The organism is Achromobacter sp., assembly GCF_036567245.1.
Lineage (GTDB): Bacteria > Pseudomonadota > Gammaproteobacteria > Burkholderiales > Burkholderiaceae_B > Achromobacter.
Genome location: NZ_DATCUY010000099.1, coordinates 1 through 12579 on the forward strand (window position 1 = coordinate 1; position 12579 = coordinate 12579).

Below are 12579 nucleotides of genomic sequence, written 5' to 3' on the forward strand. Positions count from 1 at the left end.
TCAGGCGGCGCGGCCGCCGCGGTGGCCGCCGGCATCGGACATCTGGCGCATGGCACCGATATCGCCGGGTCCATCCGCTATCCGGCCTATGCCTGCGGCGTGCACGGCTTGCGGCCATCGCTGGGACGCGTGGCGGCGTACAACGCGGCCTTGCCGGAGCGCTCCATCGGCGGGCAACTGACCGCGGTGTCCGGCCCCCTGGGACGCAGCATCGCCGACCTGAGGCTGGGCCTGGCTGCGCTGGCGGCGCGGGATCCGCGCGACCCGTGGTGGGTGCCCGCTCCCCTGGTAGGCCCCGAGGCGCCGCGCCGGGCGGCGCTGTGCCTGAATCCGGACGGAATGGATACCCAGCCCGCCGTGGTCAAGGCCTTGCAGGAAGCCGCGCGCCGGCTCAGCGAGGCAGGCTGGACGGTGGACACGCTGGATGCGGTGCCTCCGATGCAGGAGGCGGCGGATCTGCAGATCCGCATGTGGCTGGCCGACGGCTACGAAGCCATGGTCGCAGCCGCCGAAAAAGAGGGTGACCGTGGCGCTCTTGTTGCGCTGGCCGGCCAGCGCGACAAGGCTGCCGGCGCCGATCTCGCCAGTTTTTCGGCGACGCTGACGCGGCGCGCCACGTTGACCCGGCTATGGGAGTTGTTCTTCGCCGAGTATCCCGTGCTGCTGCTGCCGGTATCGGCCGAGCTGCCGTTGCCGGACAAGCTGGACCTGCAAGGCGACGCCGCTTACGCGCGCGTCTGGCGCGCGCAGATGACGCAGATCGGTGTGCCGTTCATGGGCTTGCCGGGCCTGTCGGTGGCGATGGGTAGCGCCATGAGCGGCGCGGGCGCCAGCCCGGTCGGCGTGCAGGTGGTGGCGGGGCGCTACCGCGAGGACTTGTGCCTGGACGTGGGCGAAATCATCGAGGCGGCCGCAGCCCCCATCGACATCGCCGAGCCTGCGGCCCGTTAGCGTCGCGCGTTGCCGCGCGGGCCGCGCAATGCGGCCATGGCGCCAATGAATGCCGGGCTAGGGCGTGCTGAAACGCAGGTGCAGGATGCCGAGGTCGCCGTAGGCGAGCTCCAGGTCGCGGTTGGCGGGCACGTCCAGGAATCCGGCATAGGAACCGGTGATGACGTGTTGCCCGGCGCGCAGTCCCAGGCCTTGTTCGCGCAGGAAGTTGGCCAGCCAGTAAAGTCCCGCCTTGGGGCGGTCGTTCGGGTGGATGCCCGCATGCTGCTCGGTTTCGACGCCGTCGACGGCCAGCGTAATGCTCATGCTGTCGGGGGCATCGTGCGGCGAGGCGATGCGCGGACCCAGCACCAGGCCCTGGTTGAACATGTGGTCGGCCAGCAGTTCGGGCAGGCTGGCGTGTTCCGGGGCGGCATAGCGGCAACCCAGGACTTCCAGGGCCAGACGAGCCCCGCCGATGGCCGCGTCCACGTCGGCTTCGCTGTAGGGCTGGGGGCGGGCGGGCAGATCCCGGGCGATTTCGAACGCGATCTCGGGTTCGATGCGCACGGTGCCGGTCCGGGCTGCGACCGGGCCGGCTTCGGCATAGGCGACGGTCGAGGCGTAGATCGGCGCGACCACGCTTTTCTCGGGCGTGGGCAACGCGCTCTTCCAGGCGCCGATGTCGTCCTGATGTTTTTCCAGCAGCAGTTGCGCGGTGCGTTGCTGCACGGCGAAGGCCTGGTTCAGCGATTGCGGCCGGCAGTCGGCGGGCAGGCGCGGGCCGGCGACGCCGGATTCGCGTGCGGCGATCAGGTAGCGCGCCGCATCGAGGCTGCCGGGATAATCTTCGATCTTGATCTGCATGCGCTCAAGCTCCTATAAACAGCATGATCCAGAGGACGATCATGGCGATCAGGCCGAGCCAGCACGAGCCCCAGAAGCCGACGATCGGCCACTTCAGGGCCAGCGGGGTCTTCTTCGGCTCAACGTGCGGGAGCAGATCGTTGGCGTTGCCGATCAGCCAGAAGCGCGTGCCGGGAAACATCAAGCGGAAGAAATAATCCAGCATGATGGACGCCTGGATCGCAAGGGGATACTGATTGAACGGGCGGTGCTGCAGGTACGGGTGCTTCAGCTTGGCGTTGATCTGATTGCGCTTGAAGAACAGCACGATGCCGCTGAGCGTGCAGGTGATGAAGCAGAGCGAGAAGAGGCTGAAGGCCATGGCCATCGCGGGTGAGTACATGGGGGATCTCGGGAAGACGCGGTGTGCCGCGTTCGGATGATGGAAAAGCCTGCGGAAAATTGCCGACCGTATTGTAGAAGGCTTGCCGCGGCCCCGTGTTCAGGGCCGCGTCAGCCTTCGCGCGCCATGGCGCCCTGGGTCAGCCGCGCACCTGGCCTTCGCCGCTCAACACCCATTTCAGCGTGGTCAGGCCCTCCAGGCCGACCGGGCCGCGCGCATGCAGCCGGTTGGTCGAGATGCCGATTTCTGCACCCAGGCCGTACTCGAAGCCGTCGGCAAAGCAGGTCGGCAGGTTGACGTAGACCGAGCTGGAGTCGACCTCGCGCTGGAAGCGCTGCGCCGTGGACAGATCTTCGGTGACGATGGCGTCGGTATGGCCGGAGCCCCAGCGCGCGATGTGCTCGATGGCATCGTCCAGCGTGTCGACGATGCGCACTGCCAGGATGGGACCGAGGTATTCCGTGGCCCAATCCTCTTCGGTGGCGGGCTTGGCGTGCGGCAGCAGGGCCAGCGTGCGCGGGCAGCCACGCAATTCGACGCCATGCTCGGTGAGGGCCGCGGCCAGGCTGGGCAGGATGGAAACGGCGGCCACCGCGTCGACCAGCAGGGTTTCCATGGCGCCGCAGATGCCATAGCGGTAGGTCTTGGCGTTGAAGGCGATGGCGTGCGCCTTGTCCGGGTCCGCCGCCGCGTCGATATAGACGTGACAGTTGCCGTCCAGGTGCTTGATGAGCGGCACGCGCGCTTCCTGCGACAGGCGGGCAATCAGGCCCTTGCCGCCGCGCGGCACGATGACGTCGATGTGCTCGGTCATGGTGATGAGCTTGCCGACGGCGGCCCGGTCGGCCGTGGCGACGACCTGCACCGCGTCCTGCGGCAGGCCCGCGGCGGCCAGGCCGGTCTGCACCACGCGGCCCAGCGCGATATTGGAGTGCAGGGCTTCGCTGCCGCCGCGCAGGATGGCGGCGTTGCCGGACTTCAGGCACAGCGCGGCCGCGTCTATGGTCACGTTGGGACGCGATTCGTAGATGATGCCGATCACGCCCAGCGGAACGCGCATCTGCGCCACGCGCATGCCGTTGGGACGCACGCTGGTGGCGGTAATGCTGCCGATGGGGTCCGGCAGGGCGGCGATCTGGCGCAGGCCCTCGGCCATGTGCGCCAGGGTCTTGTCCGACAGGGTCAGGCGGTCCAGCAGGGCCGGTTCCAGGCCATTGCTGCGGGCCGCCGCCAGGTCTTTCTCGTTGGCGGCCTTGAGTTCGTCGTGGCTGGCGGCCAGGGCGTCGGCCATGGCCAGCAGCGCCTGGTTCTTGGCGGCGCCGTTGGCGCGCATCATGGCGCGCGAGGCGCGGCGGGCGTTTTCGCCCAGGGTGAGCATGGCGTGTTCGATGGAGGACGTGGACATGGCAGCGTCGATCATGAAAGTGGGGCGGCGCGGGCGCCGCCTGGAGATTCAGTTTATATCCGGCCGTCAGACCGGGCGAGTTCCAGCGGGAGGCCGGAGGGGGAGGCGAAGGCGGCGGCTATGCCGCCTTCACGGTCGTCCGCCGGCGGCGGCGACGCGCAGCGCGAGCCGCGTCATTTCTTCCCAGGGATCGGACAGGCGACCAGGCACGGACAGGCCCTTGATCAGGCGGTCGACCTCATGGGCGTGCTGCACGGCGGCGGGCCACACGTTCGGCTGCACACGGCCCAGCGCCTGCAGCGCCAGGCGCTCGTGCGCGCCGAAGATACGCAGGCGGCGCATCAGGCCGTTGACGTCCTGGCCCAGGGCGCGGGCTTCCGCGACGCGGGCCAGCAGACGGATTTCCTCGCCGACTGCCCACAGCACCAGCGGCAGGGCTTCACCTTCGGCGCGCAGGCCATCGATCATGCGGATGGTGCGGCCGATGTCGCCGGCCAGCATGGCGTCGCGCAGGCCGAAGACGTCGTAGCGCGCCACGTTCAGCACGGCGCGTTCCACGTCTTCCGCGGCCAGTTGGCCTTCGGGGTAGAGCAGGCCCAGCTTCTGGATCTCCTGGTGGGCGGCCAGCAGATTGCCTTCCACCTTGTCGGCCATCCATTGCAGCGTGGCGCTGTCGGCGCGCTGGTTCTGGCGCGCCAGGCGCATGCCGACCCAGGCGGGCAGACGGCCACGCTCGATGTTGGCGATGTCGACCATCATGCCGCCGCGGTTCAGCGCCTGCACCCAGCGGCTTTCGCGGGTGGCCTTGTCCAGCCGGGGCAGGGCGATCAGGACGAGCGTGTCCGGATCCGCCTGCTTTTCGGCCTGTTCGGCCAGCTTGGCCAGGGTGTCGGCCCCGGACTTGCCGGGCTTGCCGGTCGGGATCTTGATTTCAAGAATGCGGCGGTCGCCGAACAGCGACACGCTCTGGGTGGCGGCGGTGACCGAACTCCAGTCGCTGCGAGCGTCCATCACCATGGACAGGCGCTCGGTGTAGCCCGCGTTGCGGGCCGCGGCGCGCAGGGCGTCCACGGCCTCGGTCACGAGCAAGGGTTCGTCGCCGGATACCGTATAGAGCGGCGCCAGGCGGTTGCCTGGCCGCTGCAAATGCTCGGCCAGGCGATCCGCGTCCAGGGGCTGTGCCATTTAGCGCAGGATGGCCGGGTCTGTGGTGGACGGCGTCTGCCACGGCGTGGGCGTACGCTTCTGGTCCGGCGCGGTCGGGTCGTACAGCGGGGTCTCGCCGTCGTCGGCGCGCTGTTCGGCGTTCTCGAACGCCTTGCGCACTTCCGGCGCGGTCATGCGGCGCAGCAGGCGGGATACGAGGTCGCGCTGCATGGCCTTGTACAGCGTGTCGATCTGGCCTTGCTTGGCTTGTACGACCTGGTCGTCATAGGGCATTTCGCGGTAGATCGACAGCGTGGTGTCCGGGATCAGGGCGCGGCCCTTGGCGTCGATCAGGCGGAACGTGTAGTTGATGCCGAGTTCGTATTCCTCGACCCGTCCTTGAGCGTTCAGCGAGACTTCCCGCAGGCTGCGGGTGTCGCCGACCTGCTGCAGGATCGCTTGCGCCTCCTTGGGGGTGGCCACGAGCTTCGTGTCTGGCGAGGCCGCACGCAACGCGCGGCGCACGTCAGCGCCGAACTGCGTGGTGTCGGGAATGCCGACGTACAACGTATCGAACGGCATCGGGGTGACTCCCCGCAAAGCGAAGCCGCAAGCGGAGAGCAGCATGAACAGCGCCAGGCAGGCGCCGCGCAGCAGCCAGGACTGGCGGGGGGAATGCGTTTGTTGCCCGGCGAAGTGCATGCTTGACCTCATCAGCCTACGACGTTGACCAGTTTGCCCGGAACCACGATGACGCGCTTGGGCGGACGGCCTTCCAGGAAGCGGGCGACCTCTTCCTGGGATGCCGCGAGCTTCTCGATGTCTTCCTTGGCGGCCTTGGCGGCCACGCGGATGGAGCCGCGCAGCTTGCCGTTGACCTGGAGCATCAGCTCGATCTCGTCGGCGACCAGCGCCGCTTCGTCCACATGCGGCCAGGGCGCGTCGAGCAGGTCGCCCAGCTCGTGCGAGTAGCCCAGGTCGCGCCACAGGTGCCAGGTGATGTGCGGCACCACGGGGTACAGCACGCGCAGCAGCACGCCCAGCGTTTCGGCGTAGGCGGCGTCCGCGGCCGCGCCTTCCGGCAGCTTGGCGTCGTCGATGGCGTTGAGCATCTTCATGCACGCGGACACGACGGTGTTGTACTGGATGCGTTGGTAGTCGTAGTCGGCTTGCTTGAGCAGGCCGTAGACTTCGCGGCGCAGATCCTTGACCGGGGCCGGCGCCTGCGACCAGTCGGCGCCATGGGCCAGGCCGCGCGCAATGGCTTCGCGCTGGCCGTAGCTGATGGACCAGAGGCGGCGCAGGAAGCGGTTGGAGCCTTCGACGCCGGAGTCGGACCATTCGAGGGTCTGTTCCGGCGGGCTGGCGAACATGACGAACAGGCGGGCCGTGTCCGCGCCCAGCGTGTCGATCAGCGATTGCGGATCGACACCGTTGTTCTTGGACTTGGACATCGTGCCCACGCCGCCGTAGGTGATGGCGGAACCGTCCGACTTCAGCTTGGCGCCAACGATGGCGCCGCGCTCGTCATAGACGTTTTCGACGTCTTCCGGCCAGAAATACTCGATGCCGCCCTGGGGCGTCTTGCGCGAGTAGATATGGTTCAGCACCATGCCCTGGCACAGCAGCTTGGTGAAGGGCTCGTCGAAGTTGAGCAAGCCCATGTCGCGCATGACCTTGGTCCAGAAACGGGCGTACAGCAGGTGGAGCACCGCGTGCTCGATGCCGCCGATGTACTGGTCCATCGGCATCCAGTAGTCATTGCGCGCATCGACCATGGCGTTATCGTTGCCCGGCGAGGTATAGCGCATGAAATACCAGGACGAGTCCACGAAGGTGTCCATCGTGTCCGTTTCGCGGCGCGCGGGCTTGCCGCAGTTGGGGCAGGCGCAGGACAGGAAGGCCTCGTTCTTGGTCAGCGGGTTGCCGCTGCCGTCCGGGATGAGGTCGTCGGGCAGGACCACCGGCAGGTCTTTTTCCGGAACCGGGACCGGACCGCAATCCGCGCAATGGATGATGGGGATCGGAGTGCCCCAGTAGCGCTGGCGCGAGATGCCCCAGTCGCGCAGGCGCCAGGTGGTCTGCTTTTCGCCCAGGCCTTGCGCGCCCAGGTCGATCGCGATGGCATCGACCGCTTCCTTGTGCGAGAGGCCGTCGTACTTGCCCGAATTGATGGTGCGGCCGGCTTGCTTGTCGCCGTACCACTCCTGCCAGGCGTCGGTGGAGTATGCCTTGCCGGCCACGTCCACGACCTGGACGATGGGCAGGTCGTACTTCCTGGCGAAGGCGAAATCGCGCTCGTCATGCGCCGGCACGCCCATGACGGCGCCGTCGCCGTAGCTCATGAGCACGTAGTTGCCGACCCAGACCTCGACCTCGGCGCCCGTGACCGGGTGCGTGACGAAGAGGCCCGTGGGCATGCCTTCCTTTTCGCGCGTGGCCATTTCGGCCTCGGTCGTGCCGCCCAGCTTGCATTGTTCGATGAACGCGGCCAGCTGCGGGTTGGACAAGGCGGCCTGCGTGGCCAGCGGGTGCTCCGGCGCCACGGCGCAGAAGGTCACGCCCATGATGGTGTCGGCGCGGGTGGTGAAGACGTACAGCTTGCCGTCCTGGATCAGCTGGCCATCCTGGCCGGCGATCTTGTGCGGGAAGGCGAAGCGCAGGCCCTCGGACTTGCCGATCCAGTTCTCTTGCATCAGGCGCACGCGTTCGGGCCAGCCCGGCAGGTCGTTCTGGACCGCGCCCAGCAGTTCGTCGGCGTAATCGGTGATGCGCAGGTAGTAGCCGGGGATCTCGCGCTTCTCGACCAGCGCGCCCGAGCGCCAGCCGCGGCCGTCGATGACCTGTTCATTGGCCAGCACGGTCTGGTCCACCGGATCCCAGTTGACCACCTGGGTCTTGCGGTAGGCCACGCCCTTTTCCAGCATCTTGAGGAACAGCCACTGGTTCCACTTGTAGTACTGGGGATCGCAGGCGCACATTTCACGCGACCAGTCGATCGCCAGACCCATCGCCTTCATCTGCTTCTTCATGTAGGCGATGTTGTCGTACGTCCACTTCGCCGGCGGCACCTTGGACTTGATGGCGGCGTTTTCCGCCGGCATGCCGAAGGCGTCCCAGCCCATGGGCATCAGGACGTTGTAGCCGCGCATGCGCAGCTGGCGGGCCATCATGTCGTTGATGGTGTAGTTGCGCACGTGGCCCATGTGCAGCTTGCCGCTGGGGTAGGGCAGCATGGAGCAGGCGTAGAACTTCGGCTTTTCGGAGCCGTCGGCGTTCTTGGCGTGTTCATGGACCAGGTAGACGTCGCGGGCCTGCCAGTCTTGGTGGGCGGCTGCTTCGACGGTAGTGGGGAGGTAACGTTCCTGCATGGGCTCGTGCACGGTGGCAAAAAAGGGTGAGCCGCCTCGCCGCGCGGGCGCGGAGGCGGTCAAAACCCCTGATTATAGGAGGTGCTAGGCGCGGGCAGGGGACGGAGCCGTTTCCGGGATGCGCGCACTGGGCGCCAGGGCGCCGTAAGCCAGCGTAATCACCCCGAGGACGGCGCCCGCCGTGACCACGCCGGGCCAGCCAAAATGGGCGTACAGCCAGGACGATACCAGCGAACCGGATGCGCCGCCGATGAAGTAGCTGGTCATGTAGCCCGCGGTCAGCCGGCTGCGCGCCTCGGGACGCAGGCGGTAGAGGGAGCTGGTATTGGTGACATGCACGCCCTGGATAGCCAGATCCTGTATCAGGATGCCGGCCAGCAAGGCCAGCACCGATACCTGGCCGAAAGCCATCAGCCCCCAGGAGCCCAGCAGCAACAGCAGTCCGGCGCGGGTGGCCAGGTTGCCCATGCCCCGGTCGGCCATGCGGCCAAAGCGGTTGGCGGCATAGGCGCCGGCGGCGCCCGCCAGGCCGAACAGGCCTATGGTGGTGTTGCTGTATTGGTAGGGCGGGCTGGCCAGCAGGAAGGTCAGGGGCGTCCACAGCATGCTGAAGGCGGCGAACAGCAGCCCGCCCAGCAGCGAACGGGCGCGGAACAGCGGCTCCTCGATGAACATGCGCAGGATCGAGCCCAGCAGGCGCGGATAGCTCAGCCCGGCGGGACTCTGGTGGCGCGGCAGCAGGCGCCACAGGGCGGCGGACATGCCCAGCGTCAGGATGGCGGCGACCCAGTACACCGTGCGCCAGCTACCCACGTCGGCGAGCGCGCCCGCGACGGTGCGGGCCAGCAGGATGCCCAGCAGCAGCCCGCTCATGACCGTGCCCACGGCCTTGCCCCGTTCGTGGGGCGCGGCCAGCGTCGCGGCGAAAGGCACCAGGATCTGCGCCACCACGGACAGCATGCCGGTCAGCGCGGTGCCCAGGATCAGCACGGTGATATTGGGGGCGAAGGCGGAAATCAGCAGGCCGACCGAAGACAGCAGGCTCATCAGGACGACCAGGCCGCGTCGCTCGAACATGTCGCCCAGCGGCACCAATAGCATCAAGCCCACGGCGTAGCTCAGCTGCGCGGTGGTGACGATAGTGCCCGCGGTGGCGGTGGACAGCGAGAATTGCTCGCTGATGGTGTGCAGCAGCGGTTGCGCGTAGTAGTTGCTGGCGACCGCGAGGCCGGTGGCCACCGACATCAGCAGGATGATGGGCGCGGTCAGCGCGGGCGTCTCGGAGGACTGGGAAGCGGAAGTCATGGATCTGGATCGGGAAAGGGGAGCTGCGGGGGGACTTCGGGCGGCAGGCTCAGGTGCCGATGCCGCCGGGCGTTTCCTGGTCTTGCTTGATCAGCAGCTTCTTGAGCAGGCCGGCCAACTGCTTGCGCTCGCTGGCGGACAGGGGATCGAGCAGTTCATTGAGGTCTTTCAGATAGTCCTTCAATACCAGCTTGATGACGCGCAGGCCCTCGGCCGTGAGCGACACGATGACGCCGCGCCGGTCTTCCGGATTGGGACTCCGAGTGAGCAGGCCGGCCTGTTCCAGGCGGTCGAGCCGGTTGGTCATCGCGCCGGAGGTCAGGAGCAGCGCTTCCACCAGCTTCTGCGGATTCAACGCATAGGGGGCGCCGCTGCGGTACAGCGTGGCCAGCACGTCGAATTCGCCCTGGTGCAGGTCGTAGCGGCGAAAGCCGCGGTTCACGTTGCGCGCGGCCAGCGCGTTCAGGCGGAACACGCGGGTGACGACGGACATGGCGGCGAAGTCCTGGGCAGGGCATTCGCGGGTCCATTGCGAGATCACCAGATCGACAAGGTCATTCATGGATATACGGCGTTTATTTTTACGTGAAGTATCTTAACATGAAGATAAATTCAAATGAGGACGCCACGCTTGCGGCAAGGGCTGCGGCAAAAAAGAAGGGCCCGCCTCTTGCGAGGCGGGCCCTTCCGGCTTGACCGGATTACGCGCGGAATTACTGCGCGGCGTCCTTCAGCTTCTTGAGCGGGCGAACCTTCACCTTGACCGAAGCCGGCTTGGCGGGGAACCAGCGCTCTTCACCGGTGAACGGATCCTTGCCGAAGCGCTTGGCCTTGGCGGGAACCTTCTGCACGGCAACCTTGAACAGGCCGGGCAGCGTGAATTCGCCGACGCCCTTCTTGTCCACGGAGCTCAGCACCGAGGTTTCCAGGCTGGCCAGGACGGCCTTGACCGACTTGGCTTCAACGCCGGATTGCTCAACGATGTAGGCGATCAGCTGGGTCTTGTTCAGAGCAGCCTTGATGGCCTTGGGGGCAGCAGCGACCTTCTTTGCGGCGACGACCTTCTTGACGGCCGGCTTGGCAGCGGGCTTCACAGCGGTTTTTGCGGCGGTTGCCTTCTTTGCGGGCGCCTTGACGGCGGGCTTGGTGACTTTCTTGGCAGGAGCTTTTGCTTTCGTGGCCATGGTCAAAATCCGTATGTTGAGGACATGGAGCAGCGCGCGCGCCGGATATCGGCGTTTAACGCTACGCGGCCGATGATAGCGGAAGAGTGACGGTTAATGCGGTTTTCTAGCGGGTTTTTGGCCCTTGTTTGTTGTTTTCGACACAGAAAGTGCTTTGTAGAAGGGCTCCAGCAAGATGTGGTGACATCCATCGCGCAATTTTTCAGATGTCACCGGCACTGAACCAACTGCGCCGCGCGTGTTCCAATTGCGTGCCCTGCGCGAGACCCGTGCGGGAAAAACCCAAGCATGGAAGTGAAGCAAGCCATATGTTGATGAAGAAGTTGGCGGCGAGCCTGATCGTCGCGGCCGCATGCATGTCGGGAGCCATGGCGCAGACGGTGCCCGCGCCGGCCTTGTCGGCCAAGGCCTGGCTCCTGCTGGACGAGACCAGCGGACAGGTGATCGCGTCGCACGCGGCGACCGCCCGGATCGAGCCCGCGTCCCTGACCAAGATCATGACGGCTTATGTGGTGTTCGAGGCTCTTAGCAAGAAAGAGCTGTCGGCGACGCAACTGGTCACGGTGTCGACCCGCGCCTGGAAGGTGCCGGCGGGCAGCTCGAAGATGTTCCTGGAGCCTGGCTCGAAGGTGTCGGTGGACGATCTGCTGCGCGGCCTGATGATCCAGTCGGGCAACGACGCGGCCATCGCGCTGGCCGAGGCGGTGTCGGGCAGCGTCGAGGCCTTCGTGGCGCGGATGAACGATACCGCCGCAAGGCTGGGCCTGCACGCCACGCATTTCGCCAGCCCCCACGGCCTGCCGGATCCTGGGACCTACTCCACCGCCAGCGATCTGTCGGTGCTGGCCGCGCGCTTCATCCGCGACTATCCGCAGCTCTACAAGACCTACGATTCGGCCAAGCAGTTCACCTTCAACAAGATCACGCAACCGAACCGCAACCGCCTGCTCTGGCTGGATCCCAGCGTGGACGGCCTGAAGACCGGGCACACGGAATCGGCGGGCTACTGCATCGTCGCCACGGCGCAGCGGCCCAATGGCGCCGATCAACGCCGCCTGATCACGGTGGTGGTGGGTACGGCGTCGGACAAGCTGCGCACGCAGGAAAGCCGCGAGTTGCTGGAGTGGGGCTTTCAGGGGTTCAATACCATCAAGCTGTACGCGCGCGGCCAGGCCGTCGCCACGCCCGAGGTATGGAAGGGCGAGCACGACAGCCTGAAGGCTGGATTCGCGCGCGACGCTTACGTGACGGTGCCTGCGGGCGCCAAGGTCGAACCGGTCTGGACGCCGCAGGATCCGCTGATCGCGCCGATCGCGGCCCAGTCCCCAGTGGGCGCTGTGCGCGTGCTGGTGGACGGCAAGCCCGCCATGCAGTTTCCCGTGGTGGCGCTGGAGCCGGTGGCCGAGGCGGGATTCGCGGGGCGCGCGTGGGATTCCATCCGCTTGTGGTGGCGTGGCCACGCCGGATAACGGAGGTGTGCAATGGCGGTGAGCTTTCCTGGAGGTCCGGCCCCGGCGCCGGGAGCCGATGATCCGCTGGCCTTGCTGTCAGCCTGTCACGGACGCATTTCCCGCCAGTGCGCCACGCTGGGGCGCCTGGCCAGGCACCTGCCCACGCATGGCAGCGATGACGTGGCCCAGACTGCGGCGGCCAGCGTCCTGCGCTACTTCGATACCGCGGCCGCGCATCACCATGAGGACGAGGAAGAAGACCTGTTTCCCGCGCTGATCGAATCTATGGCGGGGTCCGACGCGGTCTGCCTGCATGCGCTGGTGGATGGTTTGGTCGCCGAGCATCGGCAACTGGCGCTGCGCTGGGAACCGTTGCGCCAGGCGCTTGCCGATATCGCGGCGGGCCGCCAGGCCGATCTGCCCGCGAGCCAGATCCAGGATTTCACCGATGCTTACGCCGCGCATATCCAGCGCGAAGAGAGCGAGCTGCTGCCGATGGCGGCCAGGTTGATCCCGGACGATGCGCTGGTCGCCATCG

At 66.9% G+C, this 12579-nt stretch carries 12 protein-coding genes; 3 read left to right on the plus strand and 9 right to left on the minus strand.

Annotated features, from left to right (window positions below; all coding sequences use genetic code 11):
- The coding region (locus VIR09_RS04215; RefSeq protein ID WP_332011737.1) for an amidase at positions 1 to 951 on the plus strand (951 nt) is incomplete at its 5' end.
- A gap of 57 nt (positions 952 to 1008) precedes the next feature.
- Here the strand turns inward: VIR09_RS04215 and VIR09_RS04220 are convergent.
- The 9 genes from VIR09_RS04220 to VIR09_RS04260 form a co-directional block, all read right to left on the minus strand.
- The gene (locus tag VIR09_RS04220; protein WP_332011738.1) at positions 1009 to 1797 is read right to left on the minus strand and encodes a 2-keto-4-pentenoate hydratase; all 789 of its coding nucleotides are present in this window, start codon (positions 1795 to 1797) and stop codon (positions 1009 to 1011) included.
- Between the two features lie 4 nt (positions 1798 to 1801).
- Entirely contained in the window at positions 1802 to 2179 is a 378-nt protein-coding gene (locus VIR09_RS04225) for a hypothetical protein (protein WP_332011739.1), read from the minus strand.
- Between the two features lie 139 nt (positions 2180 to 2318).
- Positions 2319 to 3599: a glutamate-5-semialdehyde dehydrogenase gene (locus tag VIR09_RS04230; protein WP_414639386.1), complete on the minus strand. Its 1281-nt coding sequence runs from the start codon at positions 3597 to 3599 to the stop codon at positions 2319 to 2321.
- Between the two features lie 114 nt (positions 3600 to 3713).
- Positions 3714 to 4769 (minus strand): DNA polymerase III subunit delta, encoded by a 1056-nt coding sequence (gene holA, locus VIR09_RS04235; protein WP_332011741.1) that lies wholly within the window; start codon positions 4767 to 4769, stop codon positions 3714 to 3716.
- Positions 4770 to 5432 carry an LPS assembly lipoprotein LptE gene (lptE, locus tag VIR09_RS04240; protein ID WP_332011742.1) on the minus strand — a complete coding sequence of 221 codons (663 nt, stop codon included), beginning with the start codon at positions 5430 to 5432 and terminating at the stop codon, positions 4770 to 4772. It abuts the gene before it with no gap.
- A gap of 11 nt (positions 5433 to 5443) precedes the next feature.
- Entirely contained in the window at positions 5444 to 8101 is a 2658-nt protein-coding gene (gene leuS, locus VIR09_RS04245) for a leucine--tRNA ligase (protein WP_332011743.1), read from the minus strand.
- A gap of 84 nt (positions 8102 to 8185) precedes the next feature.
- Positions 8186 to 9406, minus strand: coding sequence for an MFS transporter (locus VIR09_RS04250; protein ID WP_332011744.1), 1221 nt, complete (start codon positions 9404 to 9406; stop codon positions 8186 to 8188).
- 49 nt (positions 9407 to 9455) lie between these two features.
- Complete coding sequence (locus VIR09_RS04255; protein WP_332011745.1) at positions 9456 to 9968, minus strand: MarR family transcriptional regulator; 513 nt, start codon at positions 9966 to 9968, stop codon at positions 9456 to 9458.
- Between the two features lie 151 nt (positions 9969 to 10119).
- Positions 10120 to 10590, minus strand: a complete 471-nt coding sequence (locus tag VIR09_RS04260) for an HU family DNA-binding protein (RefSeq protein ID WP_332011746.1) — start codon at positions 10588 to 10590, stop codon at positions 10120 to 10122.
- Between the two features lie 308 nt (positions 10591 to 10898).
- Between VIR09_RS04260 and VIR09_RS04265 the strand changes: the two genes are divergently transcribed.
- Together VIR09_RS04265 and VIR09_RS04270 are read left to right on the plus strand one after the other, a co-directional pair.
- The gene (locus tag VIR09_RS04265; RefSeq protein ID WP_332011747.1) at positions 10899 to 12059 is read left to right on the plus strand and encodes a D-alanyl-D-alanine carboxypeptidase family protein; all 1161 of its coding nucleotides are present in this window, start codon (positions 10899 to 10901) and stop codon (positions 12057 to 12059) included.
- Between the two features lie 12 nt (positions 12060 to 12071).
- A partial coding sequence (locus VIR09_RS04270; RefSeq protein WP_332011748.1) for a hemerythrin domain-containing protein occupies positions 12072 to 12579 on the plus strand: 508 nt, incomplete at its 3' end.

Bases quoted from the DNA above. Each gene is read 5' to 3' on its own strand.
- VIR09_RS04260 (WP_332011746.1), bottom strand. From the start codon at position 10,590: ATGGCCACGAAAGCAAAAGCTCCTGCCAAGAAAGTCACCAAGCCCGCC.
- VIR09_RS04220 (WP_332011738.1), bottom strand. From the start codon at position 1,797: ATGCAGATCAAGATCGAAGATTATCCCGGCAGCCTCGATGCGGCGCGC.
- VIR09_RS04265 (WP_332011747.1), top strand. From the start codon at position 10,899: ATGTTGATGAAGAAGTTGGCGGCGAGCCTGATCGTCGCGGCCGCATGC.
- lptE (WP_332011742.1), bottom strand. From the start codon at position 5,432: ATGCACTTCGCCGGGCAACAAACGCATTCCCCCCGCCAGTCCTGGCTG.
- leuS (WP_332011743.1), bottom strand. From the start codon at position 8,101: ATGCAGGAACGTTACCTCCCCACTACCGTCGAAGCAGCCGCCCACCAA.
- VIR09_RS04230 (WP_414639386.1), bottom strand. From the start codon at position 3,599: ATGATCGACGCTGCCATGTCCACGTCCTCCATCGAACACGCCATGCTC.
- VIR09_RS04250 (WP_332011744.1), bottom strand. From the start codon at position 9,406: ATGACTTCCGCTTCCCAGTCCTCCGAGACGCCCGCGCTGACCGCGCCC.
- VIR09_RS04225 (WP_332011739.1), bottom strand. From the start codon at position 2,179: ATGTACTCACCCGCGATGGCCATGGCCTTCAGCCTCTTCTCGCTCTGC.
- VIR09_RS04255 (WP_332011745.1), bottom strand. From the start codon at position 9,968: ATGAATGACCTTGTCGATCTGGTGATCTCGCAATGGACCCGCGAATGC.
- holA (WP_332011741.1), bottom strand. From the start codon at position 4,769: ATGGCACAGCCCCTGGACGCGGATCGCCTGGCCGAGCATTTGCAGCGG.